The organism is Streptomyces sp. NPDC050388, assembly GCF_040655635.1.
In the GTDB taxonomy this organism is placed as follows: domain Bacteria; phylum Actinomycetota; class Actinomycetes; order Streptomycetales; family Streptomycetaceae; genus Streptomyces.
The window spans coordinates 60,466-83,710 of the sequence record NZ_JBFAKH010000035.1 but is presented as its reverse complement, the minus strand read 5'-3'; the positions used below and the strand labels follow the sequence as shown (position 1 = coordinate 83,710).

At 72.6% G+C, this 23,245-nt stretch carries 20 protein-coding genes; 4 read left to right on the top strand and 16 right to left on the bottom strand.

Translation table 11 applies throughout. The annotated features are described in order from the left end of the window. The first annotated feature begins 367 nt into the window (after positions 1 to 367). The 3 genes from AB0I73_RS21370 to AB0I73_RS21360 all read left to right on the top strand — a co-directional run bounded on the left by AB0I73_RS21370 (position 368) and on the right by AB0I73_RS21360 (position 3,795). Positions 368 to 1,180, top strand: a complete 813-nt coding sequence (locus AB0I73_RS21370) for an enoyl-CoA hydratase-related protein (protein WP_363039595.1) — start codon at positions 368 to 370, stop codon at positions 1,178 to 1,180. Between the two features lie 75 nt (positions 1,181 to 1,255). Further along, complete coding sequence (locus AB0I73_RS21365; RefSeq protein ID WP_363039593.1) at positions 1,256 to 2,293, top strand: LLM class F420-dependent oxidoreductase; 1,038 nt, start codon at positions 1,256 to 1,258, stop codon at positions 2,291 to 2,293. Next, complete coding sequence (locus AB0I73_RS21360) at positions 2,290 to 3,795, top strand: acetyl-CoA acetyltransferase (RefSeq protein WP_363039591.1); 1,506 nt, start codon at positions 2,290 to 2,292, stop codon at positions 3,793 to 3,795. Before AB0I73_RS21365 ends, AB0I73_RS21360 begins: the two co-directional genes overlap by 4 nt. A 259-nt stretch (positions 3,796 to 4,054) precedes the next feature. Here the strand turns inward: AB0I73_RS21360 and AB0I73_RS21355 are convergent, their stop codons facing one another. The 14 genes from AB0I73_RS21355 to AB0I73_RS21290 all read right to left on the bottom strand — a co-directional run bounded on the left by AB0I73_RS21355 (position 4,055) and on the right by AB0I73_RS21290 (position 19,774). Continuing rightward, complete coding sequence (locus AB0I73_RS21355; RefSeq protein WP_202279027.1) at positions 4,055 to 5,209, bottom strand: acyl-CoA dehydrogenase family protein; 1,155 nt, start codon at positions 5,207 to 5,209, stop codon at positions 4,055 to 4,057. Positions 5,210 to 5,246: 37 nt separating this feature from the next. Then, a complete protein-coding gene (locus AB0I73_RS21350; protein WP_026085554.1) occupies positions 5,247 to 6,350 on the bottom strand; it encodes a CaiB/BaiF CoA-transferase family protein in 1,104 nt (367 codons plus the stop codon). Between the two features lie 65 nt (positions 6,351 to 6,415). After that, on the bottom strand, positions 6,416 to 7,468 hold the full coding sequence (locus AB0I73_RS21345; RefSeq protein WP_016828290.1) for an LLM class F420-dependent oxidoreductase: 1,053 nt from the start codon (positions 7,466 to 7,468) through the stop codon (positions 6,416 to 6,418). A gap of 115 nt (positions 7,469 to 7,583) precedes the next feature. After that, positions 7,584 to 8,345: a 3-hydroxyacyl-CoA dehydrogenase gene (locus AB0I73_RS21340; protein ID WP_363039589.1), complete on the bottom strand. Its 762-nt coding sequence runs from the start codon at positions 8,343 to 8,345 to the stop codon at positions 7,584 to 7,586. A 42-nt stretch (positions 8,346 to 8,387) separates the two neighbouring features. Continuing rightward, on the bottom strand, positions 8,388 to 9,581 hold the full coding sequence (locus AB0I73_RS21335) for an acetyl-CoA C-acyltransferase (RefSeq protein WP_016828288.1): 1,194 nt from the start codon (positions 9,579 to 9,581) through the stop codon (positions 8,388 to 8,390). Positions 9,582 to 9,677: 96 nt separating this feature from the next. Continuing rightward, entirely contained in the window at positions 9,678 to 10,481 is an 804-nt protein-coding gene (locus AB0I73_RS21330) for a crotonase/enoyl-CoA hydratase family protein (protein WP_363039587.1), read from the bottom strand. Positions 10,482 to 10,551: 70 nt separating this feature from the next. Next, positions 10,552 to 12,006 (bottom strand): aldehyde dehydrogenase, encoded by a 1,455-nt coding sequence (locus AB0I73_RS21325; protein WP_363039585.1) that lies wholly within the window; start codon positions 12,004 to 12,006, stop codon positions 10,552 to 10,554. 269 nt (positions 12,007 to 12,275) lie between these two features. Beyond that, complete coding sequence (locus tag AB0I73_RS21320) at positions 12,276 to 13,241, bottom strand: LLM class F420-dependent oxidoreductase (protein WP_363039583.1); 966 nt, start codon at positions 13,239 to 13,241, stop codon at positions 12,276 to 12,278. A gap of 261 nt (positions 13,242 to 13,502) precedes the next feature. Continuing rightward, positions 13,503 to 14,657: an acyl-CoA dehydrogenase family protein gene (locus AB0I73_RS21315; protein ID WP_363039581.1), complete on the bottom strand. Its 1,155-nt coding sequence runs from the start codon at positions 14,655 to 14,657 to the stop codon at positions 13,503 to 13,505. Between the two features lie 207 nt (positions 14,658 to 14,864). After that, positions 14,865 to 15,821, bottom strand: a complete 957-nt coding sequence (locus AB0I73_RS21310; protein ID WP_363039579.1) for a PDR/VanB family oxidoreductase — start codon at positions 15,819 to 15,821, stop codon at positions 14,865 to 14,867. A 353-nt stretch (positions 15,822 to 16,174) separates the two neighbouring features. Next, positions 16,175 to 16,693, bottom strand: coding sequence for a hypothetical protein (locus AB0I73_RS21305; RefSeq protein ID WP_363039577.1), 519 nt, complete (start codon positions 16,691 to 16,693; stop codon positions 16,175 to 16,177). Between the two features lie 298 nt (positions 16,694 to 16,991). Then, complete coding sequence (locus AB0I73_RS21300) at positions 16,992 to 17,954, bottom strand: electron transfer flavoprotein subunit alpha/FixB family protein (RefSeq protein WP_363039575.1); 963 nt, start codon at positions 17,952 to 17,954, stop codon at positions 16,992 to 16,994. Positions 17,955 to 18,014: 60 nt separating this feature from the next. Further along, positions 18,015 to 18,815 carry an electron transfer flavoprotein subunit beta/FixA family protein gene (locus AB0I73_RS21295; RefSeq protein ID WP_363039573.1) on the bottom strand — a complete coding sequence of 267 codons (801 nt, stop codon included), beginning with the start codon at positions 18,813 to 18,815 and terminating at the stop codon, positions 18,015 to 18,017. Positions 18,816 to 19,021: 206 nt separating this feature from the next. Continuing rightward, positions 19,022 to 19,774 (bottom strand): enoyl-CoA hydratase/isomerase family protein, encoded by a 753-nt coding sequence (locus tag AB0I73_RS21290; RefSeq protein WP_363039571.1) that lies wholly within the window; start codon positions 19,772 to 19,774, stop codon positions 19,022 to 19,024. A gap of 162 nt (positions 19,775 to 19,936) precedes the next feature. Between AB0I73_RS21290 and AB0I73_RS21285 the strand changes: the two genes are divergently transcribed. Further along, on the top strand, positions 19,937 to 20,707 hold the full coding sequence (locus AB0I73_RS21285) for a 3-oxoacyl-ACP reductase family protein (protein ID WP_202279005.1): 771 nt from the start codon (positions 19,937 to 19,939) through the stop codon (positions 20,705 to 20,707). Positions 20,708 to 20,748: 41 nt separating this feature from the next. Here the strand turns inward: AB0I73_RS21285 and AB0I73_RS21280 are convergent, their stop codons facing one another. Further along, the gene (locus tag AB0I73_RS21280) at positions 20,749 to 21,756 is read right to left on the bottom strand and encodes an NADPH:quinone oxidoreductase family protein (protein WP_363039569.1); all 1,008 of its coding nucleotides are present in this window, start codon (positions 21,754 to 21,756) and stop codon (positions 20,749 to 20,751) included. A 202-nt stretch (positions 21,757 to 21,958) separates the two neighbouring features. Then, entirely contained in the window at positions 21,959 to 23,155 is a 1,197-nt protein-coding gene (locus tag AB0I73_RS21275) for a CaiB/BaiF CoA-transferase family protein (RefSeq protein WP_363039567.1), read from the bottom strand. Positions 23,156 to 23,245: the final 90 nt, after the last annotated feature.

Here is a 23,245-nt window from a genome sequence, read left to right as displayed (position 1 = left end):
GTTCGTCCTGGTCTTCGGACCGATCACGATGCGGCTCTACAACCGCAAGTGACGCGGGCTGGCGGCGCCGGTCCGGTCCGGGGTGGTCGTCGGCGGGTCCGGGGCCCGGGTGCATGCCGGGGGGGTACGTGCGGCACGGAGTCCGCGCGGGTCCGGCGGGCCCGGCGGCCCACTCCCCCACACCAACCTAAAGCCTTCTGGTTACCCACGACAAGCGCATGCACTGAACCGCGACACCAGCGCAACTCTTGCCTGTTGAATCTTATGCTATTAGGTTAATTCGACGGCCCTTCCTGCCGCCGTGCCGACGACCGCGGCAGCCTCGGCGGGCCGGGCCGATCTCATCGTGACGGGACAAGGAGCACCGATGACCAGCACAGTGATCGAGACGGAGGAGCCCCGTCCGGGCATCCTGCTCGTGCGGCTGAACCGGCCGGACAAACTCAACGCCATGACCTCCGAGCTCATCCAGGGGCTGCACGAGGTGCTCGACCGTGTCCGGGACGACTCGCGGGTGCGGGCCGTGGTGCTCACCGGGGCGGGCCGGGCGTTCTGCGCCGGCTTCGACTTCCGCGGCTACGGCGACGCGCCCGGCGCGGTGCCGGACGAGGGACGCCCGCAGGCCGGTCTGCGGGTGCAGGAGCACATCGTCGACCTGGGCGAGGCCTTCCGCCGGGTGCGCGCGCCGATCATCGCCGCCGTCAACGGGGCCGCGGCCGGAGGCGGCATGGCCCTGTCCCTGTTCTGCGACATCCGGGTGATGGCCTCCTCGGCCGCCTTCCACGCCTCGTTCATCAAGCGCGGCCTGGGCGGCGGCGACATCGGGGTCAGCTGGCTGCTGCCGCGTCTGATCGGCTTCTCGCGCGCCTCCGAACTGCTGCTCACCGGCGGCACCCTGGACGCCGCCGAGGCCGAGCGCATCGGCCTGGTGTCGACCGTGGTCCCGGACGAGGAACTGCTGGAGGCGGCGCTGGACCGGGCGTCGGCGATCGCCGAGAACAGCCCGTTCGGGGTGTGGATGACCAAGAGCGTGCTGTGGGCCAACCTGGAGAACCCGAGCTTCCGTTCGGCCGTCCAGCTGGAGAACCGCACCCAGATCCTGAGCACGATGACCGAGGACCACCGGGAGGCGGTCGAGGCGTTCCTGGAGAAGCGCCCGCCCGTCTACCGCAACCGCTGAGGCCCGCATGGACGCACCCGACACGGAGCGCGCCGGCCGCCCCCGGTCGCTCCCGCACACCGCGGAGGCACGCGCATGAAGGTCGGATTCCAGGCCGGCTACTGGGGCTCCGGCCCACCGGCGAAGGTCGAGCAGCGCCTGCACGAGGCCGAGGCGCTGGGCGTGGACAGCTTCTGGACCGCCGAGGCCTACGGCTCCGACGCCTTCACCCCCCTGGCCTGGTGGGGGGCGCGGACCTCGCGGATCCGGCTGGGCACCTCGGTGGCCCAGATCTCGGCCCGCACCCCGACCGCGACGGCGATGGCGGCACTGACCCTGGACCACCTCAGCGGGGGCCGGGTGATGCTCGGCCTGGGCGCCTCCGGACCCCAGGTCGTCGAGGGCTGGTACGGGCAGCCCTACCCGCGGCCGTTGGAGCGCACCCGGGAGTACGTGGAGATCCTGCGCAGCGTCTGGGAGCGCCGTGAGCCCGTGACCTACGAGGGCCGCCACTACCGGCTGCCGCATCCGGGCGGCACCGGGCTGGGCAAGCCGCTGCGGTCCACGGTCCACCCGCTGCGGCCCGACATCCCGGTGCTGCTGGGAGCGGAGGGTCCCAAGAACGTGGCGCTGGCGGCGGAGATCGCCGACGGCTGGATCCCGCTGTGGTTCTCGCCCCGGAGCGACGCGTTCTACCGGGACGCGTTGCACGAGGGGTTCACCCGCCCCGGTGCCCGGCGCGGACCGGAGGACTTCGAGGTCGCCGCGGTCTGTCCGATCGTCGAGCACGACGACGTCGAGGTCGCCGCCCGGAAGATCAAACCGATGATCGCGCTGTACGCGGGCGGGATGGGCGCCAAGGGCGCCAACTTCCACACCGAGGTCTTCGCCCGGATGGGCTGGGGCGAGGTGTGCGCGGAGATTCAGGACCTGTATCTGGCGGGACGCAAGGAGGCAGCGGTGGAGGCCGTACCGACGGCGATGGTGGAGGACGTGGCACTGGTGGGACCGGTCGACAAGATCTGCGAGGAGATCGCCCGCGCGTGGCGTCCCACCTGTGTCACCACGATGATCCTGGCCGGCTGGCCCCGGTCAGAGGCGCGCGGGCGCATCCTGGAGGCGGTGCGCGGATGAACCTCGACCCCCGTACCCCCGTCCTGGTCGGCACCGGGCAGCTCAACCAGCGGGACGACGCCCTCGAACCGGTCGACCTGCTGGCCGCGGCGGCCCGCGAGGCCGAGCGCGACTCGGGCGGCACCTCGCTGCTGAAGTCGCTGGACGCCGTCCGCCTGGTGCGCATGCTGTCCTGGCGCTACCGCGACCCCGGCGCCCTGCTCGCGGAGCGGGTCGGTGCCTCCCCCCGGGACACCGCGTACACCGCCGACGGCGGCAACAACCCGCAGGCGCTGCTGAACGGTGCCGCGTCGGACATCGCCGCCGGACGCGCCGACGTCGTGCTGATCGGCGGGGCGGAGACGTGGCGGACCCGGATGCGGCTGCGGGCCCGGGGCGAGCGCCCCGCCTGGACCGTGCAGGACGAGACGGTGCCGGCCGCACCGCTGCTGGGCGGCTCCGGTCCGCTGCTGGGCCGGGGCGAGAAGCGGATCGGGCTGGAGCCGCCGTCCTGGGTGTACCCGCTGTTCGAGCAGGCGCACCGGATCGACGCGGGCCGCACCGTCGAGGAGCAACTGCGGGTCGGCGCACGGCTGTGGGCGGACTTCAGCCGGGTGGCCGCGGACAACCCGCACGCCTGGATCCGGCGGGCGCACACGGCGGAGGAGATCCTGACGCCCTCGCCGGACAACCGCTGGATCGCCTGGCCCTACCCGAAGCTGATGAACTCCAACAACATGGTGGAGCAGGGGGCGGCGCTGCTGCTGTGCTCCGTGGAGGCCGCCCGCCGTCACGGGGTGCCGTCCGACCGCTGGATCTTCCCGCAGTCCGGCGCGGAGGCGAACGACACCCTCGAACTGGGCGCGCGCGGGGAGCTGCACCGCTCCCCGGCGATCCGGATCTCCGGGCGACGGGCGCTGGAACTGGCGGGCACGGACGCCGGCTCCGTGGATCTGGTCGACGTCTACTCGTGTTTCCCCTCCGCGGTGCAGATCGCGGCCCGGGAACTGGGGCTGGCGCTGGACGACGCCTCCCGCCCGCTGACCGTGACCGGGGGACTGACCTTCGCGGGCGGCCCCTGGAACAACTACGTCAGCCACTCCATCGCCACCATGGCCGCCCGGCTGCGGGACGCGCCGGGGGCGGTGGGACTGGTGACCGCGAACGGCGGCTACCTGACCAAGCACGCGATGGGCGTGTACGGGACGCGGCCGCCGCAGGCCGGTTTCCGGGCGCAGAACGTGCAGGCGGAGGTGGACCGCGAGCCTCGCACCCGGGCGCTGGTGCAGTGGGAGGGCACCGGTGCGCTGGAGGCGTGGACGGTGCTCCACGACCGGGAGGGCCGCCCCGAGCGGGCGTTCCTGAGCGTGCGCACCCCGCAGGGCGGACGGACCCTGGCGGTGTGCCAGGAGGCGGACGACCTGGCCGAGATGACCGGACGGGAGCTGGCCGGCGTCCCGGTGCGGGTGGCCCTGGACGGCACCGCCCGGCTGGCGGACGCCGAGGACGCAGCCGGTCCCTGAGCCGGTCCGCGTGCAGGACGCCCCAGTCGGTTCCGCACCCCTCCAAGGCAAGAGGAGAGGGCGGAACCGACCGGGGCGTCGTCCGTTCCCGCGGTCGCGCGTGCGCGAGGGCCCGGTCGTACGTGTGCGACGACGTCCCGTCCCGGTGCGGAACCGACCCCGCACCGGGACGGGACGCGTCGTCGTCGCACGCCGTCGTCACGCACCGGTGCCCGCGCCGCCCGAGGGGCGTGGCGCGGGCACCGGGGGTTCGGGCGGGTCACTTGCGGCCGATGAGGTCCCGACCGATGATCTGCTTCATGATCTCGTTGGTCCCACCGAAGATCTTCTGGATGCGGGAGTCCTGGAAGGCGCGCGCCACCGGGTACTCCAGCATGTAGCCGTAGCCGCCGTGCAGTTGCAGACAGCGGTCGACGACCCGGTTCTGCACCTCGGTGGCCCACCACTTGGCCTTGGCGGCGTCGACCACGGTGAGGTCGTCCTCGCCGTGGGCCAGGACGGCCCGGTCCACGAAGGCCCGGGTGACGTCGAGTTCGGTGCTCAGCTCGGCCAGTTCGAAGCGGGTGTTCTGGAAGTCCGCGATGGGCTGTCCGAAGGCGACGCGCTGCTGGGTGTATTCGATGGTGTCGGCGAGGACCGCGTCGGCGAGCGCGAGGGCGTGCGCGGCGATCGACAGGCGCTCCAGCGGCAGGTGCGAGACCAGCTGGCCGAAGCCGCCGCCGACGGTGCCCAGCACGTGGGAGTCCGGGACGAACACGTCGTCGAAGAACAGCTCGGCGGTGTCCTGTGCGTGCAGGCCGACCTTGGCGAGCTTGCGGCCGCGGGTGAAGCCGGGCATGTCGCGCTCGACCACCAGCAGGCTGAAGCCCTGCGAGCCGCCCTCCGGGTCGGTGCGCACCACGACGATGACCACGTCGGACTGGATGCCGTTGGTGATGAAGGTCTTGCTGCCGTTGACCAGCCAGCCGCCGTCCACGCGGGTGCCGGAGGTCTTGATGCCGCGCAGGTCGCTGCCGGTGCCCGGCTCGGTCATCGCGATGGCGCCGATGAGCTTGCCGGCGGCCATCCCGGGCAGCCAGCGCTTCTTCTGCTCCTCGGTGCCGAGCGAGGTGAGGTACGGGATGGCGATGTCGTCCTGGAGGGAGAAGCCGGACGCCAGCGAGGAGGCGAAGACCTTGGCCAGTTCCTCCTGGACGACGTTGCGGTAGCGGTAGTCGCTCAGGGCGGCCCCGCCGTGCTCCTCGGGTGCGGCGAGGCCGAGCAGGCCCTGTTCGCCCGCGGCGAGCCAGACGTCCCGGTCGATGAGACGCTGCTCGTCCCAGCGCTCCAGGTTCGGGGCGACCTCCCTTCGGACGAACTCGGCGACGACCTCGCGGAACTCCTCGTGGTCAGCGGTGTACAGGCCTCGTCTCATCGTGGCTCCTCGGGGCGTGGTGCGGGTGCGTCCGGCGTCATGGGGTGATGCCCCAGTCGGTGAGTACGGCGTGGGTGTCGGCGCCGGGGGTGGGTGGGGTGGTGGGTGGGGTGGGGGTGGTGCGGGAGAAGCGGGGTGCGGGGGCGGCCTGGGGGATGCCGTCGGGGGTGATGTGGGTGGTGCGGGCGGTGAGGTGGGGGTGGGTGGTGGCTTCGGCGAAGGTCAGCACGGGGGTGACGCAGGCGTCGGTGTCGGCGAAGGCCTCGGCCCACTGGTCGCGGGTGCGGGTGGCGAAGACACGGGTGAACGTCTCGCGCAGTCGGGGCCAGCCCGCCCGGTCCTGGGGGTCGGGCAGGTCGGCCGCCTCCAGGCCCAGCCCTTGCAGCAGACGGGCGTAGAACTGGGGTTCCAGGGCGCCGACGGCGACGTGCCGGCCGTCGGCGCAGGCGTAGGTGTCGTAGAAGGGGGCGCCGGAGTCGAGGAGGTTGTGGGCGGGGGTGTCGTCCCACACGCCGGTGCCGCGGAACGCCCAGATCATCTGGGCCAGCGAGGTGGTGCCGTCCACGATCGCGGCGTCCACGACCTGGCCGGTGCCCGAACGATGCCGCTCGTGCAGGGCCGCCAGGATGCCCATCACCAGGTAGAGGGAACCGCCACCGAAGTCGCCCAACAGGTTGAGGGGGACGGTGGGGCGGGCGCCGGAGGTGCCGATGGCGTGCAGGACACCGGTCACCGACAGGTAGTTGATGTCGTGCCCGGCCCGCTGCGCCCACGGCCCGTCCTGCCCCCACCCGGTCATCCGGGCGTAGATCAGACCGGGATTGCGCTCCACGAACGCCTCCGGCCCGATCCCGAGACGCTCGGCCACCTGCGGACGGAAACACTCCACCAGCACGTCGGCCCGCTCCACCAGCGCCCGCACCACCTCCAGACCCGCCGGGTCCTTCAGGTCGGCCGCCACCGAACGCCTGCCCCGCAGCAGCCAGTCCGCCGCGCCCTCGGGCACCGTGCGCAGACCCCCGCTCGGGCGCTCCACCCGCACCACGTCCGCGCCCAGGTCCGCGAGCAGCATCGCCGCGTGCGGACCCGGCCCGATACCCCCCAACTCCACCACCCGCAGGCCGTCCAAAGGTCCGGGCATCATGTCCTCCTCGAGCCCCGCGGCGTGCGGGGCGGGCTTGTCGACGTTACGTGCGGGGGAGCCGGTCAGCCGGCGGCGAGTGCGGCGACCCGCTCGACGAGCGCGATGCGCGCGGCCCGGTCACCCGCGTCGGGGCCCACCGGCTGCAGGGACAGGGTGGTGACGCCGGCCGCGGCGTAGGCGGCGAGCCGCTCGGCGACCTCGTCCTCCGTGCCCACCAGGCACAGGGCGCGCACCAGTTCCTCGGGCAGCACCGCGGCTGCCTCCTCCTTGCGCCCGGCCAGGTAGAGGTCCTGGGTACGCCCGGCCTCCTCCTCGTAGCCGTAGCGGCAGGCCAGGTCGTTGTAGAAGTTCTTGCCCTTGGCACCCATCCCGCCGATGTAGAGGGCGAGTTGGGCGCGGACCGCGTGCAGCGCCTGTTCGGTGTCGGTGCCGACGGCGGCGGGGACGCCGATGCTGATCCCCAACTCGCCCAGTTCCGGGTCGCGTCGGGCCCGGCCCTCGTCCAGCGCGGGGCCGAAGACCTCGGCCGCCTTGCCGGGGTGGAAGAAGATCGGCTCCCACTCCTCGGCGATCTCTGCGGCCAGCGACACGTTCTTGGGGCCGATGGCGGCGAGCATCACCGGGATGCGGGCGCGCAGCGGGTGGTTGATCAGCTTGAGCGGCTTGCCGAGACCGGTGCCCTGCTCCGCGGGCAGCGGGATGCGGTAGTGCTTGCCCTCGTGGACGACGGCCTCGCGGCGCCAGACCTTGCGGCAGATCTCGACCAGTTCGCGGGTGCGGCCGAGCGGTGCCTGGTAGGGCAGGCCGTGGAAGCCCTCGATGACCTGCGGGCCGGAGGCGCCCAGGCCGAGGGTGAAGCGCCCGCCGGAGACGTAGTCGAGTCCGGCGGCCGTCATGGCCATCAGCGTGGGGGTGCGGGAGTAGATCGGCAGGATGCCGGAGGCGATCCGCAGCCGTTCGGTCTTGGCGGCGATGTAGCCGAGCTGGCTGACGGCGTCGAAGCTGTACGCCTCCGCGACGTAGACGACGTCCAGCCCCACGCGCTCCAGGTCGCGCAGTTCCTCGACGGCCTCGACGAAGCCGCCGCTGTAGTCCAGTTTCATGCCGATGCGCATGACGGGGTTCCCTTCCGTGGGGAGCCGGGTGGGTGCACCGGCGGTGCCGGGCGGGGACGGCGCCCACGGGTCCGCGACGCAGGTGCGGACCCGTGGACGCCAGGGGGACGGGAGGTCAGCGCGGACCCATCCGGATGGCGCCGTCCAGGCGGATGGTCTCGCCGTTGAGCATCGGGTTCTCCACGATGTGCGCGGCCAGCGCCGCGTACTCGACGGGGTTGCCGAGGCGGGCGGGGTGCGGGATCTGCGCGCCGAGCGAGGCCTTGGCGTCGTCGCTCAGTCCGGACAGGATCGGCGTCTCGAACAGGCCGGGCGCGATGGTGACCACGCGGATCTTCAGCGAGGCGAGGTCGCGGGCGACGGGCAGGGTGAGCCCGACGACGCCGCCCTTGGAGGCGGAGTAGGCGGCCTGGCCGATCTGGCCGTCGAAGGCGGCTACGGAGGCGGTGTTGACGATGACGCCGCGCTCGCCGTCGATCTCCTCGGCGCGGCTGATGCGCTCGGCGGCCAGGCGGATCACGTTGAACGTGCCGATCAGGTTGACCTGGAGGACCTTGGTGAAGTCGGCCAGCGGGAAGGCCCCCTGCTTGCCGACGGTCCTGATCGCGTTGCCGATGCCGGCGCAGTTGACGGCCACCCGCAGGGTGCCCAGTTCCTGGGCGACGTCCAGCGCGGCGGTGATGTCCTGCTCGCTGGTGACGTCGGCGGGGGCGAAGGCGACGCCGTCGCCGAGCCTTTCCGCGACTTCCTTGCCGGGCGAGGAGGGCAGGTCGACGATGACGACCTTGGCTCCGGAGGCGGCCAGCTTCTCGACGGTGGCCAGGCCCAGGCCCGAGGCTCCGCCGGTGACCAGGGCGACGCTGCCGTTGATGTCCACGGCTGTTCCCTTCTTCTTACGAGGTGGGTGAAAGGGGGAGGGTCAGAGGCGCTCGATGACGGTGGCGTTGGCCATGCCGCCGCCCTCGCACATGGTCTGCAGGCCGTAGCGGCCGCCGGTGGCCTCGAGGTGGTTGAGCAGGGTGGTCAGCAGGCGGGTGCCGGAGCCGCCCAGCGGGTGGCCCAGGGCGATGGCGCCGCCGCGCGGGTTCAGGCGCTCGGGGTCGGCGCCCAGTTCCTGCTGCCAGACCATGGGGACCGGGGCGAACGCCTCGTTGACCTCGTAGGCGTCGATGTCGTCGATACCGAGGCCGGCGCGGGCCAGGACCTTCTCGGTGGCGGGGATGACGCCGGTGAGCATGAGCAGCGGGTCGGAGCCGGTCACCGAGAAGGAGTGGAAGCGGGCCCGGGGACGCAGCCCCAGCGCCTCGGCCTTGGCCGCGCTCATGATCAGGGCGGCGGAGGCGCCGTCGGTCAGCGGGGAGGAGTTGCCCGGGGTGATGGACCAGTCGATCTCCGGGAAGCGCGCGCCCATGGCCTCGTCGCGGAACGAGGGCTTGAGGCCGCCCAGTCCCTCGACGGTGGTCGTGGCGCGCACGGTCTCGTCGGTGGTCAGGGTGCGCTCGGTGCCGTCGGCGTCGGTGACGGTGATCGGCAGGATCTCGCTGTCGAAGGCGCCGGAGGCGGCAGCGGCGGCGGCCCGGGCGTGCGAGCGGGCGGAGAAGGAGTCCAGGGCGTCGCGGTCCAGCTTCCAGCGGGCGGCGATGAGCTCCGCGGAGATGCCCTGGTTGACCAGGCCCTCGGGGTAGCGGGCGGCGACCGCGGGGCCGGCCGGGTCCTGGCCCTGCGAGCTGCTGAACATCGGCACCCGGCTCATCGACTCCACGCCGCAGGCGATGGCGATGTCGTAGGCGCCCGACATGACGCCCTGCGCGGCGAAGTGCGCGGCCTGCTGGCTGGAGCCGCACTGGCGGTCGATGGTGGTGCCGGGGACGGACTCGGGCAGGCCCGCGCCGAGGATCGCGTTGCGGGCGATGTTCATCGTCTGCTGGCCCGACTGGGAGACGCAGCCGGCGATGACGTCGTCGATCAGTGCGGGGTCGAGGTCGTTGCGCTCCACCAGGGCGCGCAGCACCCGGGAGAGGAGGTCGGCCGGGTGGATGCCCGACAGCTGCCCGCCGGGCTTGCCCTTGCCCGAGGGGGTACGGATCACATCCACGATCACGGCGTCGTTCATGGGACTTCCTTTTCCTGGGAGACGTGCGGACGGGGGTGGGGTGCGGACGCCCGCGGGGTCGCTGTGCGGGCGTCCGGGGTGGCCAAGGGCCGTAGGTCAGCGGCCGGTCCAACGGGGTGCGCGCTTCTCGGCGAAGGCGCGCGGGCCTTCCTTGGCGTCCTCGCTGGCCATGAGGGCGCCCATCTCCTTGTTGTTGAGCGTCCACAGCTGCGGGTCCAGGTCCGAGCCGTAGGCGTGGCTCTCGCGCAGGAGCCGCTTGGTGCTCTGCACGGACAGGGGCGCGTTGGCGGCGATGGACTCGGCCAGTTCCAGCGCGCTCGCCAGCACGTGCTCGCCGGGCACGACGCGGTTGACCAGTCCCCATTCCAGAGCGGTCTGGGCGGTCATCGGCTCGCCGGTGTAGAGGAGTTCGGCGGCCACCTTGACGGGGACCTGCCGGGGCATGCGGAACACGCCGCCGGCGGCCGCCATGAGGCCGCGCTTGACCTCCGGCAGGCCCAGGCGGGCCTCCTCGGCGGCGACCACGAGGTCGCAGGCGAGGACGATCTCGGTGCCGCCGCCGAGCGCGAATCCGTTGACGGCGGCGATCAGGGGCTTGTCGATGGGGTGCTGCACCAGTCCGGCGAAGCCCCACTCCTCGTGGCCCTCGGCCGACACCGGCCGTCCGGCGGCGAGTTCCTTCAGGTCGGCGCCCGCGCAGAACGCCCGGCCCGCGCCCGTGATCACGCCGACGCGCAGTTCGGGGTCGGCGGCGATCTCCTCCAGTGCCGCGCCGACGGCGGCGGAGAGGGCGGCGTTCACCGCGTTCATGGCCTGCGGCCGGTTCAGGGTGATGATGCCCACGTGGCCGCGCCGCTCCAGCGTCGCGGCCACCGCGGCCGTCTCCTTCGAGTTACTCATGGGTGTCCTGTCTCCTGTGGTGTACGGGTGGGGCCGGTCGGCTGTCGCCGGTGCGGCCCGTGCGCCGGGCTCAGGCGGTCGCGGCCTGCGCGGGTCGGTAGACCGACTTCAGGGAGTGGTAGGGGGCCAGCCCCTCCGGGCCCATCTCGCGTCCCAGACCGCTGGCCTTCACGCCGCCGAAGGGGGCCTGGAGGTCGACGCCGTACTGGTTGACGCCGATGGTGCCGGTGCGGATGCGGGCCGCGAGGTCCATGCCGTGGTCCAGGTCGGCCGTCCAGACCGTGCCGCCGAGTCCGTAGTCGGAGTCGTTGGCGAGGGCGACGGCCTCGTCCTCGTCCTCGTAGCGGATCACGCACAGCACCGGGCCGAAGATCTCCTCGCGCGCCACCCGCCAGCCGTTGTCCACGTCGGCCAGGACCGTCGGCCGTACGAACCAGCCGTCCGTCAGGCCGTCGACGGGTGCCGAGCCGCCCGTGGTGAGCCGGGCGCCCTCGCGCACGCCGAGGTCGACGTAGCCGCGCACGCGGTCCCGCTGGGCGGCGCTGACGAGCGGGCCGACCTCGGTCGACCTGTCGAGCGGGTCGCCGATCCGCAGGGCGCGGACGGTGTCGGTGACCGCGTCGACGACCTCTTCGTAGCGGGCGGCGGGGGCCAGGATGCGGGTGCTGGCGTGGCAGGTCTGGCCGTTGTTGGTGAGGCTGACGTCCAGGAGCGCCCCGGTGAACGCGGCCAAGTCGGCGTCCTCGGTGACGATCGCGGCGGACTTGCCGCCCAGTTCGAGGGTGACCGGGCGCAGCAGTCGTCCGCACTGTTCGCCGATGGCGCGGCCCGCCGCCGTGGAACCGGTGAAGGCGATCTTGTCGACGCCCGGGTGGGAGACGAGCTGTTCCCCGGCCTCGCGGCCGCCCGGCAGCACGTTCAGGACGCCGGGCGGGAGTCCGGCCTCCTGTGCGGCGTCGGCGAAGTAGAAGGCGTCCAGCGCGGTCTCGGGAGCCGGCTTGAGGACCACCGTGCAGCCGGCCGCCAGCGCGGGTCCGATCTTCATGGCGGCCAGTGACTGCGGGTAGTTCCAGGGCGTGATGGCGCCGACGACGCCCACCGGCTCGCGGCGCACGACGGTCTCCCCGATGAGGCTCGGCCGCACGTCCGTCTCGGGCAGTTCGCGCAGCAGTCGCGCGTAGTAGGCGACGGTCATCGAGGCGCTGAACCCGTTGACCGGGATCGAGAGCGACAGGGGCATCCCGTTCTCGCGGCTGACCAGCGGGGCGATCTCGCGTCCGCGGGCCTTCAGCGCGGCGGCGAAGCGGTCCAGCAGGTCCGCCCGCTCCTGGGCGGGCATGCTCCCCCACGGGCCGGCGAGTGCGGTGCGGGCGGCCGCCGCGGCGGCGTCCACGTCCGCGGCGGAGGCCATCGCGGTCCGGCCGAGCACCTTGCCGGTGGCGGCCTCGATGACGTCCTGGCCGCTCCCGTCGGCCGGCTCGGTCCACCGTCCGCCGATGAAGAGTTGCCGTCGGTCCAGTTCCATGGAGTTCCCTCGTTTCTTCCGCCTCGTTGGGTGGGCCGTTCCGCCGGGACGTGCCGGCTCCCTGACGGGCAGGGGTGACAGGCTCCAGGGGCGCGCGGCGGCGCGGGTGCGCGGCAGGCTCGCGAGAACGGCGACGGGCGCCGAAGCGCGAGGGCAGCCTGCCTTCATTAAACTAATGGTTATAGATAATCATAGGGGCGCGGGGGTTCCGGTGCCAGCCCCTGCGTGGATCCGTCGCCCGCGAGGCCCGTCCCGGCACCCGCACCCGCTCAGCCGTCGGGGGCCAGGTCACGCACGGCGCGCACGGGGTCCTGCGGGTCCCCCACGAGGTGGATCACGGGCGTGGTGACCCCGTTGTCGACGTACTCACCGATCCGCTCCCGGCAGTGCTCGGCGGGGCCGTGGATCACCAGTTCGTCCACCACCTCGTCGGGCACCGCGCGCAGCGCCGCCCGGCGGTCCCCCTCACCCCAGGCCCGCCACATCGGTCCCAGGACATCATCGCGGCCCAGCCACTCGTGGAAGGCCCGGTAGACCGGGACGTTGAGGTAGGCGGTGATCATCCTTCGGCCCAGGGCGCGGGCTGTCTCGGGGTCCGCGCCGGGCATCACGAAGATCCGCGCGACGATCTCCTTGGCCGGGTCGCGCTCGCGCACGTGAGGCGCGATCGTGCGCACGTCGCGCGCGGAGAGCCAGTTGACGATCGCCCCGTCCCCCTCCCGGCCGGCCAGCCGCAGCATGCCGGGGCGCAGCGCGGCGATCAGCACCGGCGGCGGCTCCTCGGGGACGAGCCGGGCGGTGAAGCCCCGGACCGCGAAGGTCTCGTAGGTCTCGTCCACCCGCTCTCCGCGCAGGGCGGCGCGCAGGAAGCGCACGGTGTCCCGGACCCGCTTGTAGGGCTCCTCGAAGGGGATGTCGTTCCAGTGTTCGACGATGACGTCGGAGGAGGTGCCCACGCCCAGGGCGAACCGTCCCGGCGCGGCCGCGGCCAGGGTCGCGGCGCTCATCGCCAGCGTGGCGGGCCCCCGGGTGAAGACCGGCACGATCGCGGTGCCCAGCCGGAGCCGGGGCGCCCAGGCGGAGGCCAGCGCCAACGGGGTGAAGGCGTCGGTCTCGTCCGCCTCCGCCGACCAGACGTCGGTGTAGCCCAGGTCGGGCAGGAAGGCGACCAACTCCTTCTGGTCCGCGATCGAGAGTCCCGCCACCGGGAGTGTGATGCCCCAACGCTTCGTCATGCCCGCTCCGTCGTGTGTCGTCGCCCCGGCCGTCGGTGCGGGCCTTCGCCCGTCACCGCGCCCGGCCGTCGCCTTGCCGCCGCGTGTCGTCCGTCCGGCGGACGGCGCCCCTTGCGCCGTCCCGCCCGGTCCGGCTCCGGCGGGCACCCGCACGTGCCCGCCGGAGATTCCTCGACGCCGTACCGCGGGCCCCCGTCCGCACGCGATCGGGTCGATCGCGCGCGGACGGCGAGGGGTTGTGGCCCGCGGTCGCGCCGATGGTCAGGAGTTGCGCACCAGATCGCGGCTGATGATCTCCTTCATGATCTCGTTCGTGCCGCCGTAGATCCGCTGAATGCGGGCGTCCATGAACGCCTGGGCGATCGGGTACTCCTTCATGTAGCCGTAGCCGCCGTGCAGTTGGACACCGGCGTCGATGACCTTCCACTGCATGTCGGTGGCCCACCACTTGGCCTTGGCGGCGTCCACCGCGCTCAGCGTTCCGGCGTTGACGGCCCTGACGCAGCGGTCCAGGTAGGCGCGGCTCACCTCGATGCTGGTGCGCAGCTCGGCCAGGGTGAAGCCGACGCTCTGGAACTCCGCGATCGCCTTGCCGAACGCCTGCCGCTCACGGACGTAGTCGAGGGTCCAGCGGAACGCCGCCTCCGCCGAGCTCTGCGCGGCCACCGCGATGCCCAGGCGCTCGCGGGGCAGGTTCTGCATCAGGGAGGCCAGGCCGCTGCCGACCGGGCCGAGCAGGTTGGCGGCCGGGACGCGGGCGTCCTCGAAGAACAGTTCCGCGGTGTCCTGCGCCTGCAGTCCGACCTTGTCGAGCTTGCGCCCGCGGGTGAAGCCGGGGGTGTCCCGCTCCACCACGAAGAGGCTGTACCCCTTGCTGCCGGCGTCCGGGTCGGTCCGCGCCACGAGCACGATCAGATCCGCCAGGATGCCATTGGTGATGAAGGTCTTGGAGCCGTTCAGCACCCAGTGGTCGCCGTCCCGGACGGCGGTGGTGGTGATGCCCCGCAGGTCGCTCCCGGCGGCGGGTTCGCTCATCGCGATCGCCCCGACGGTCTCGCCGGTGACGAAGCCGGGCAGCCACCGCTCCTGCTGCTCCTCCGTCGCCAGGTTCAGCAGGTACCCGAGGACGATGTCGTCGTTGGTGCTGAACGAGGACTGCAGCGAGGACGCGCCGACGCGGGCGATCTCCTCGCACAGGACGACGCGGTAGCGGAAGTCGGGCTCGCCCGCGCCGCCGAAGCGCTCCGGCACCGAGAGGCCCACCAGTCCGGCGCGGCCCGCCTTCTTCCAGGTGTCCCGGTCGACGCAGCGCTCCTCGTCCCAGCGCTGCATGTTCGGCACGACCTCCCGATGGACGAAGGACCGCGCGGTCTCGCGGTACGCCTCGTGGTCGGGCTCGAAAAGGTCAGTGTCCATCGGTTCTCCTCGTTCGGGGCGGGGTGGGCACCCCGCGGATCGACCGAGCGGCCTCGGTCCGCGGGGGCGGGGAGGGGCGACCTCGGTGTCGCGGCGGAAGGGGACGGGCCGTCCGGGCGGAAGGTCCCGGACGTGGGGACGGCGTCGGGCGGCCGGTGGGTCCCTCGGCGCCCGCGGGGGTCGCCGGGCGCCGGACCACCCCGCCGCTCACAGGTCGAGCACCAGGGTCGCGGAGAGGCAGCGGGAGACGCACGGCATCATCGTCCTGCCCTCCTGCCGCTCCTTCTCGGAGAGCAGGGAGTCACGGTGGTCGGGACGCCCCTCCAGCACCGGGGTCTCGCAGGTGCCGCAGGTGCCCTCGCGGCAGGAGGTGGTCAGCCCGGCCCCCGCGTCGTCCAGCACGTCGGCGAGGGAGCGGTCGGCGGGCACGGTCAGCGTGGTGCCGGAGCGGGCCAACTTCACCACGAAGCTCCCCGGCTCGGGGGCGTCCTCGAACTCCTTGGGGGCGAAGCGCTCCAGGTGCAGGCTCCCCTCCGGCCAGGACGCGGTGAGCTTCTCCACCGCCGCCAGCAGCGGTTCCGGTCCGCAGCAGTACACCGCGACGTCGTCCCGCGGCTCCCCCAGCACCGACTCCAGGTCCAGCAGTCCGCACTCGTCCTGCGGCTGGACGCGCACCCGGTCGCCGGGCTGCTCGGCGAGCACGTCGAGGAAGGCCATGCTGGAGCGCGTCCGCCCGCCGTACAGCAGGGTCCAGCGGGCTTCGGCCGCCTCCGCGCGGCGGATCATGGGCAGCAGCGGGGTGATCCCGATGCCGCCGGCGACGAAGAGGTACTCCGGGCTGTCCACGAGGGCGAAGTTGTTGCGGGGGCCGCGCACCCGCACCACGTCCCCTTCGGCCAGCCGGTCGTGCACGTGCGCCGAGCCGCCGCGACCGGCCGGCTCACGCAGGACCGCCACCTGGAGTTGCGACCGGTCCGACTCGTCGCCGCACAAGGAGTACTGACGGATCAGGTCGTCGTCGAGCAGCAGGTCGAGGTGCGCGCCCGGCTCCCACGTCGGCACGTCGCCGCCGTCGGGCCGCGCCAGGGTCAGACGCACCACGTCCTGGGCCACCTGGTCACGCCGTCGGACGACCAGTTCGTGCACACTCTCGTTCGCCGGCACCGCTCTCACCTCTCAAGCAATCGCGGACCTTCCGTCCGCCGCAACCAAATAATCTTATGGCTGTAGATTAACTCCATCCTCGATCCACCGCCACCCCTCTTTTTCGAAGAAGGTCCACGCACGCCTCCGGAGCAGCCGGGGACGAGGGAGTCACAGCTCAGCAGGGGTGCGGGAGAAAGGGATGACAGCACGACGGAGACGTGCGGCACCTGCCCGCCAGCGGGCGCAGCCTCACGGCAGCAGGATTTCCTGAAGGGCGTAGGGGCGAATCCGGGGTTCGGCTGCGAGAAGCCTCAGCCGCCCCGGCGCGGCGACGGCGGTTGGGGGCAGGGCCGCCGGATGATCGGCGGGCTTCACCCGCGTCGGAAGAACCCCGTCCCGGCGGTGCGCGTGTCGCGCGGTCGACCGCCGGAGGAGCGTACGATCCACATGTGTCCGAGCAGGCCGATCGCGAGGCGTGCGACGGCGTCGCCCCAGGCGGGCAGGACGCCGCCGGGAGAGTCCCCGAAGAGGACGAGGCAGAACAGCAGGCTCGCGGGCACGACCACCAGGAGCGCGTACCCGTACCGCACCCGCGAGGAACGGTTCCGTCCCGGTCGGGCCCCCGCGAGGCCCGCCGGGATCTGCGCCAGCAGATGGAGCGCCACGCAGAACAAGGGCACCGCGAACAGGAGGGTGAAGGGTGCGTCGGCCGTCGCGTCCTCGGGCGCGGTCGCGTACGCGGCGTCCAGCAGCCAGGCCGGGGGAACGAGGAACGTGCACAGCAGCAGGAGTCCGCTCAGACGCATTGCGGCGAGATGCCGGGGCCACGGCGCCGACACGCGCGTGCGCGGCACCTCGGCCCGTTCCGTGGCGCCGGCCCCCCGGTCCATGCGTCCGCTCCCGTCGACGGCCTCGGGAGCGGGGGCGTGCCAGGACGGGGGGGGAGCGCTCCTCCCCCGGCCACCCACGGCGGCATGCCCCGCACGTCGCTCGCGCCGCTCCTGTCGGGCATCATGCGCCGTGCCCCCGACCTCGGGCAAGGGGCTGTCGTACGACGGGACCCTGCCCGGCGGCGCGCGGGGATCCGCCCCGCGCCTCGGGAACGCGCCCGGCGCGGGCACGGGCCGTGTCATGCGTGTGGGCGCCGCCGGCCGGTGACCGGAGACGCCCGCACACGCACTTCCGAGGTCAGCCCTTGCGGGTCTTGATCTCCTCGGTGAGCTGGGGCACGACGTCGAAGAGGTCGCCGACGACGCCGTAGTCGACCAGGTCGAAGATCGGGGCCTCGGCGTCCTTGTTGACCGCCACGATCGTCTTGGAGGTCTGCATGCCCGCCCGGTGCTGGATCGCGCCCGAGATGCCCGAGGCGATGTACAGCTGCGGCGAGACGCTCTTACCGGTCTGACCGACCTGAGCGGTGTGCGGGTACCAACCGGCGTCGACCGCGGCACGCGAGGCTCCCACCGCGGCACCCAGCGAGTCCGCCAGCGCCTCGATCACCGCGAAGCTCTCCGCCCCGCCCACACCACGACCGCCCGAGACCACCACGGCTGCCTCGGTCAGCTCCGGACGACCCGTCGACTCACGCGGCGTACGCGCGGTCACCTTGGTACCGGTGGCCTGCTCCGAGAACGTCACCGCCAGCTCCTCCACGGTGGAGGCGGCCGCGGCCGCCTCCACTGCGGCACTGTTGGGCTTGACGGTGATCACCGCGACGCCCTTGGACACGCGGGACTCGGTGGTGAACCCGGCCGCGAACACCGACTGCGTGGCCACCGGACCCTGCTCACCGGCCTCCACGTCGACCGCGTCGGTGATGACACCCGAACCGATCCGCAGCGCCAGCCGCGCCGCGACCTCCTTGCCCTCCGCCGACGAGGACACCAGGACCACCACCGGCGACACCGCCGCCACCGCGGCCTGCAGCGCGTCGACCTTCGGCACCACCAGGTAGTCGGCGTACTCGGCCGCCTCGTGCGTGAGGACCTTCACCGCACCGTGCTCGGCCAGCACACCCGCGGTGGCCGCCGCACCGGCACCCACCGCGACCGCCACCGGGTCACCGAGACGACGCGCCAGCGTCAACAGCTCCAACGTGGGCTTGCGGACCGCACCGTCCGCGTGGTCGACGAAGACGACAACTTCAGCCATGGGACTTCTTCTCTCCAGCTAGCGAGGGTTCAGGGGATGGGAGCGAGACGAGCCGCGGACTCAGATGAACTTCTGACCCGCGAGGAACTCGGCGAGCTGCTTGCCGCCCTCGCCCTCGTCCTTGACGACGGTGCCCGCGGTACGCGCCGCACGCTCCGTCGCGGAGTCGACCACCGTGTACGCGCCCTCCAGACCGACCTCCTCGGCCTCCAGGCCCAGGTCGGACAGGTCCCAGGACTCCACCGGCTTCTTCTTCGCCGCCATGATCCCCTTGAACGAGGGGTAACGGGCCTCACCGGACTGGTCGGTCACCGACACCACCGCCGGCAGCGACGCCTCCAACTGCTCCGAGGCGGCGTCCCCGTCACGGCGGCCCGTCACGGTGCCACCCTCCACCGACACCTCCGACAGCAGCGTCACCTGGGGCACCCTCAGACGCTCCGCCAGCAGCGCCGGCACCACGCCCATCACACCGTCGGTCGAGGCCATACCGGAGACGACCAGGTCGAAACCGGCCTTCTCCACCGCCTTCGCCAACACCAGCGACGTACCGATCGCGTCGGTGCCGTGCAGGTCGTCGTCCTCGACGTGGATCGCCTTGTCGGCGCCCATGGACAGCGCCTTGCGCAGCGCGTCCTTGGCGTCCTCCGGACCCACCGTCAGCACGGTGACCTCGACGTCGTCGTCGCCCTTGTCCCGACGGTCCTCCGAGATCTGCAGCGCCTGCTCGACCGCGTACTCGTCCAGCTCGGAGAGCAGACCGTCCACGTCGTCGCGGTCGACGGTCAGGTCATCGGCGAAGCGCCGGTCGCCCGTGGCGTCGGGCACATACTTCACGGTGACAACGATCCTCAAGCTCACGTTCCCTCTCCCACGTTCGACGCGTGCCGCCCGTCCGGGCCGGTACACGCGTGCGGCAACCGACCATCCGTTGTGTCCCCGGAGCGGTGCGCACCGCGTGAATCCGGGGGTTGCGCGAACCTGCGCACCTCTCGCGCGATCGCCTCCGGGGCGATCACGCCGGCGCCGTTCCAGGTCCGCGGGCCCTGCATCCGTACCGACGGACCTCAGCGCTTGAGGAACCTCTCCTGCGCCTCGCTGAAGTAGTCCGTGGCCAGCATCCGCACCTGTGCCTCCGCCTCGCTCTCCAGCACGGACGCCAGGTCCTGCTCCGGCTGAGCGAAGATCCCCTTGGTCTCGGCATACATCGCCGGCGACCCCTGCCCCAGACGTTCGGCCAGGTCGAGCGCGCGGTCCACCGCGCTGCCCGGATCGACGAGTTCGGTGACGAGCCCCATCGCGTCGGCTTCCTCGGCGGTGAAGTCGTTCGCCAGCAGCATCAGTTCCTTGGCGCGCGCCGCGCCGATGCGCCGCGGCAGCGTCCAGAAGAGACCGGTGTCGGGGACGAGACCGAGCCTGCCGAACGAGGCGGCGAACCGCGCGTCCCGACTCGATACGACGAAGTCGGTGGCCGCGACCAGCGAGAGACCGAGGCCGAACGCCCCTCCCTCGACCGCGCTGATGATCGGCTTGGGCCCCCCGACCAGCCTGTTGACGAGTTCGGTCAGCACACGCAGGCGCACCCGGGCGACCTCCGGATCGGTCGGCATGCTCCTGATGTCACCGCCCGCGGAGAACATCGGCCCCGCACCGGTGAGCACGACGGCGACGACGTCGGGGTCCTGCGCGGCGGCGTCGAGCGCGGCGATGAGGTCGCGGCGGTCCTGGAGGTCCAGGGCGTTGCGCCGCCGGGGGCGGTTGAGTTCGAGAACCGCCGTGCGCCCTCGCTTCGTGGTCAGGACTGCCGGCTCGTCGGACACGGTTTCCTCCTGGGCTGCCGCGCTGTCGGTATGTTCAGCCCCCGCCTCGGTGCGCGACCTCATACGGTGCGGGCGATCGTCCCGGCCCACTATAGACACACCCCGTCTCATAAGACACCATGGCCGGAGGACAGCCATGGCCGCCCGAGTGCAGGAGTATTAGTGGAGATCAACCTCAGTTCACGCGTCGCCCTCGTCACCGGTGCCGGCAGCGGCATCGGGCGGGACTTCGCCCGCATCCTCGCCGAGAGCGGTGCGTCGGTCGCGGTCATGGGCCGCCGTGCCGAGCAGCTCGCCGAGACCGTGACGGCCATCACGGACAAGGGTGGACGCGCCCTCGCGGTCCCCGGGGACGTGACGTCCGAGGAGGACGTGCAGCGCGTCATGGCAGCGGTCAAGGAGTGGGGCGGACGCCTGGACATCCTCGTCAACAACGCGGGCATCTACCCGTCCGGATCGATCGCGAAGATGCCCGAGGAGACCTGGGTGAGAACGATCGACACCAACCTCACCGGCGTCTTCCGGTGCAGCCGGCACGCCGCCCGGCTGATGAGCGAGAACGGATACGGGCGGATCATCAACGTCACCTCCCCGTCGTCCCTGCTCGGTGCCCTGGGGCAGAGCGCGTACGCCGCCTCGAAGGCCGCGCTCAACTCGTTCACGAAGTCGAGCGCCGCCGAGTTCGGCCGCCGTGGGATCACGGTGAACGCGCTGCTCATGGGGGTCGTCGCGACGGACTCGTTCGTCGGCGAGTACTCCCCGGCCGCCGTCGACGCGCTCGCCGCCGGACTGCCGGTCAAGCGCGCCGGCACCGCCGAGGACGCGGCGGGCGCGCTGGTGCTGCTCGCCTCGGAGGCCAGTTCCTACATCACCGGCGCCATGCTGCCGGTCGACGGCGGGATGAGCAACGTCATGCCGACGCTGCCCTCCTGACCGCTACGGCGCCGGGCCCGCGGTCACGGGCCCGGCCACGGTCACGGCAGGGAGGGGTTGATCACGAGCCGGGTGTTCGCCCCGCGTTCGCCGACTCGTGTCAGCACCTCGGCCACGTCCCCGAGCCCGAACTCCTCGTACGCGGTGGGCGGACTCACCCTGCCCTGCTCGACGAGCACGAGGAGTTCCTCGACCATGGCACGGGCCCGGTCGGGGAACTCCTCATTGAAGCGCAGGAGGTTGACGCCGACCAGCGACGCCGCCTTCATGATCAGCAGATTGGCCGGGACCCGGGGAACGGTCCCGGCCGCGAACCCCACGACGAGGCAGCGGCCGCCGAAACGCAGGCTCCGCACCGCCAGTTCCGTGGCTTCGCCCCCGACGGGGTCCACGACGACGTCCAACCCGCCCCCGGCGAGCGCCTCGACCTCCTCGCGCCACCGGGGGGACCGGCTGTCGACGACGTGGTCGGCCCCCGCGGCGAGCGCCGCCTCGCGCTTGGCCGCGGTCGAGGCGGAGGCGATGACCTTCGCGCCGAGCGCTTTGCCGAGTCGCACGGCCGCACCCCCGATCGCGCCGCCCGCCCCGAGCACCAGCACCGTTTCACCGGGCTCGACACGGCCCAGGGTCAGGGCATGGAAGGCGGTCTCGAAGCTGGTGCGGAACAGGACCGCGGCCGCGTCGGACATCCCCGCCGGCTGACGGACGAGGTTGGCGCAGGGAACGATCGCCCGTTCGGCGAACGTGCCGACGGTGGAGCGCCGACGGAGCGGGCCGGGCACGAACCCGTAGAACATCACCTTGTCGCCCGGGGCCACCGAGGTGACCCCCGGCCCGACCGAGGTGACGACGCCGATCCCCTCCGAGCCCGGGACGAACGGCGGCTCCGGGACGATCTGGTACCGGCCGGTGGCGATGAGGACGTCCCCGAAGCTGACGCCGGCCAGCGTGACCGAGACCGCCACCTCGTGCGGGCCCGGCTCGCGCTCGTCCACCTCCTCGACGGCGAAGGTGTGCGGATCCCGGGTTCGGGCGACTACGGCTCGCATCGGGCGTGCCCCTTCCGAAGTGGTCGGCACGTGCCCGAACGGCGCGCGCCGTGATCGATTCGCCTTGGGCGGGCCGGGCGCCCGGTACCCCGTCGTACGCGTCGGTCCGGCCGCCCGGCGGTCTCGCGGGTCCGGCGGCACCGGACCCGCAGGACCCCTTCTGCCCTTCTGCCCGGCACGTCCCGCGCCGGGCCTGGCGGCCTCAGCCCTCGGGGTTCGTGGCCTCGGTCGACGACTCGAAGACGATCCCGTCCCGCAGCAGCTCGTCGACCTCCGCGATCCCGAACGACTTCAGGATCTCCCGCGTGTGGGCACCTCTCTCCCGGGGCGCGCGGGGCGTGCCGGACGGCGTCCGGGAGAAGCGCGGGGCGGGGGCCGGTTGGGAGACGCCGCCCACCTCGATGAACACCTCACGCTCCCGCAGGTGCGGGTGTTCGCGTGCCTCCGTGAGCGACAGCACCGGAGCGACGCACGCGTCGCTGTCCATGAAGAGCTCGGTCCAGTGGCTCTGGGGCTCCGACCCGAACACCTCGGTGAAGGCCGAGCGGATCTTCGGCCAGGCGGAGACGTCGGCGCGGTCGGGCACCTTCCCCTCCAGGCCGAGCACCTGGAGGAGTTCCGCGTAGAACTTCGGCTCCAGGGCGCCCACGGCGACGAACTTCCCGTCGCTGGTGCCGTACGTGTCGTACCACGGGGCCGCGCCGTCCAGCCGGTTGGCGCCCCGCCTGTCGGTCCACAGATCGGAGGCCATCAGACCGTGCAGGATGGAGGTGAGCGAAGCCGCGCCGTCGACGATCGACGCGTCGACCACCTGCCCCCGGCCCGATCGACCCGCCTCCAGCAGGGCGGCCAGGACACCCATGACGAGGTAGGTGGCTCCCCCGCCGAAGTCGCCGAGCAGGTTGGCGGGCGGGAAGGGGCGGGTCCCCTCGGGGCCCGGGGTGAGCGCCCCCGTCACGGCGACGTACCCGATGTCGTGGCCGGCCCGCGCGGCCAGCGGACCGGACTGGCCCCACCCGGTCATCCGGCCGTAGACGAGCGCCGGGTTCAGATCGTGGCACCGCTCGGGCCCGATGCCCAGGCGCTCGGTGACCCCGGGTCGGTGGCCCTCGAGGAGGACGTCGGCACGGGCGACCAGCTTCTCGACCACACCGAGGCCCTCGGGGGTACGCAGGTCGACCATGATCGAGCGCCGGTTGCGTCTGAGGACGTCCTTGGTGGGGGTCACCCAGCTGATCGGCGGCCCCGCCCGCTCCACGCAGATGACGTCCGCCCCCATGTCCGCGAGCAGCATGCCCGCGTGGGGGATCGGCCCGATCCCGGCGAGTTCGACCACGGTGATCCCGGCGAGCGGACCGGTCGGCCGGACGTTCTCTTCCTCGTCGATTTCCTCTGGCATCACGTCAGCCTTCCTCTCTTGCCTGTCCAGGTGTGGATGGGCGGTGGCCACCGCGCGGCACGGCCGGCCGTCTCCGGCCGGTGCCGTCGG

Bases quoted from the DNA above. Each gene is read 5' to 3' on its own strand.
- AB0I73_RS21305 (WP_363039577.1), bottom strand. From the start codon at position 16,693: ATGGACCGGGGGGCCGGCGCCACGGAACGGGCCGAGGTGCCGCGCACG.
- AB0I73_RS21275 (WP_363039567.1), bottom strand. From the start codon at position 23,155: ATGCCAGAGGAAATCGACGAGGAAGAGAACGTCCGGCCGACCGGTCCG.
- AB0I73_RS21330 (WP_363039587.1), bottom strand. From the start codon at position 10,481: ATGAGTAACTCGAAGGAGACGGCCGCGGTGGCCGCGACGCTGGAGCGG.
- AB0I73_RS21365 (WP_363039593.1), top strand. From the start codon at position 1,256: ATGAAGGTCGGATTCCAGGCCGGCTACTGGGGCTCCGGCCCACCGGCG.
- AB0I73_RS21315 (WP_363039581.1), bottom strand. From the start codon at position 14,657: ATGGACACTGACCTTTTCGAGCCCGACCACGAGGCGTACCGCGAGACC.
- AB0I73_RS21320 (WP_363039583.1), bottom strand. From the start codon at position 13,241: ATGACGAAGCGTTGGGGCATCACACTCCCGGTGGCGGGACTCTCGATC.
- AB0I73_RS21325 (WP_363039585.1), bottom strand. From the start codon at position 12,006: ATGGAACTGGACCGACGGCAACTCTTCATCGGCGGACGGTGGACCGAG.
- AB0I73_RS21280 (WP_363039569.1), bottom strand. From the start codon at position 21,756: ATGCGAGCCGTAGTCGCCCGAACCCGGGATCCGCACACCTTCGCCGTC.
- AB0I73_RS21355 (WP_202279027.1), bottom strand. From the start codon at position 5,209: ATGAGACGAGGCCTGTACACCGCTGACCACGAGGAGTTCCGCGAGGTC.
- AB0I73_RS21360 (WP_363039591.1), top strand. From the start codon at position 2,290: ATGAACCTCGACCCCCGTACCCCCGTCCTGGTCGGCACCGGGCAGCTC.
- AB0I73_RS21335 (WP_016828288.1), bottom strand. From the start codon at position 9,581: ATGAACGACGCCGTGATCGTGGATGTGATCCGTACCCCCTCGGGCAAG.
- AB0I73_RS21300 (WP_363039575.1), bottom strand. From the start codon at position 17,954: ATGGCTGAAGTTGTCGTCTTCGTCGACCACGCGGACGGTGCGGTCCGC.
- AB0I73_RS21370 (WP_363039595.1), top strand. From the start codon at position 368: ATGACCAGCACAGTGATCGAGACGGAGGAGCCCCGTCCGGGCATCCTG.
- AB0I73_RS21350 (WP_026085554.1), bottom strand. From the start codon at position 6,350: ATGCCCGGACCTTTGGACGGCCTGCGGGTGGTGGAGTTGGGGGGTATC.
- AB0I73_RS21345 (WP_016828290.1), bottom strand. From the start codon at position 7,468: ATGCGCATCGGCATGAAACTGGACTACAGCGGCGGCTTCGTCGAGGCC.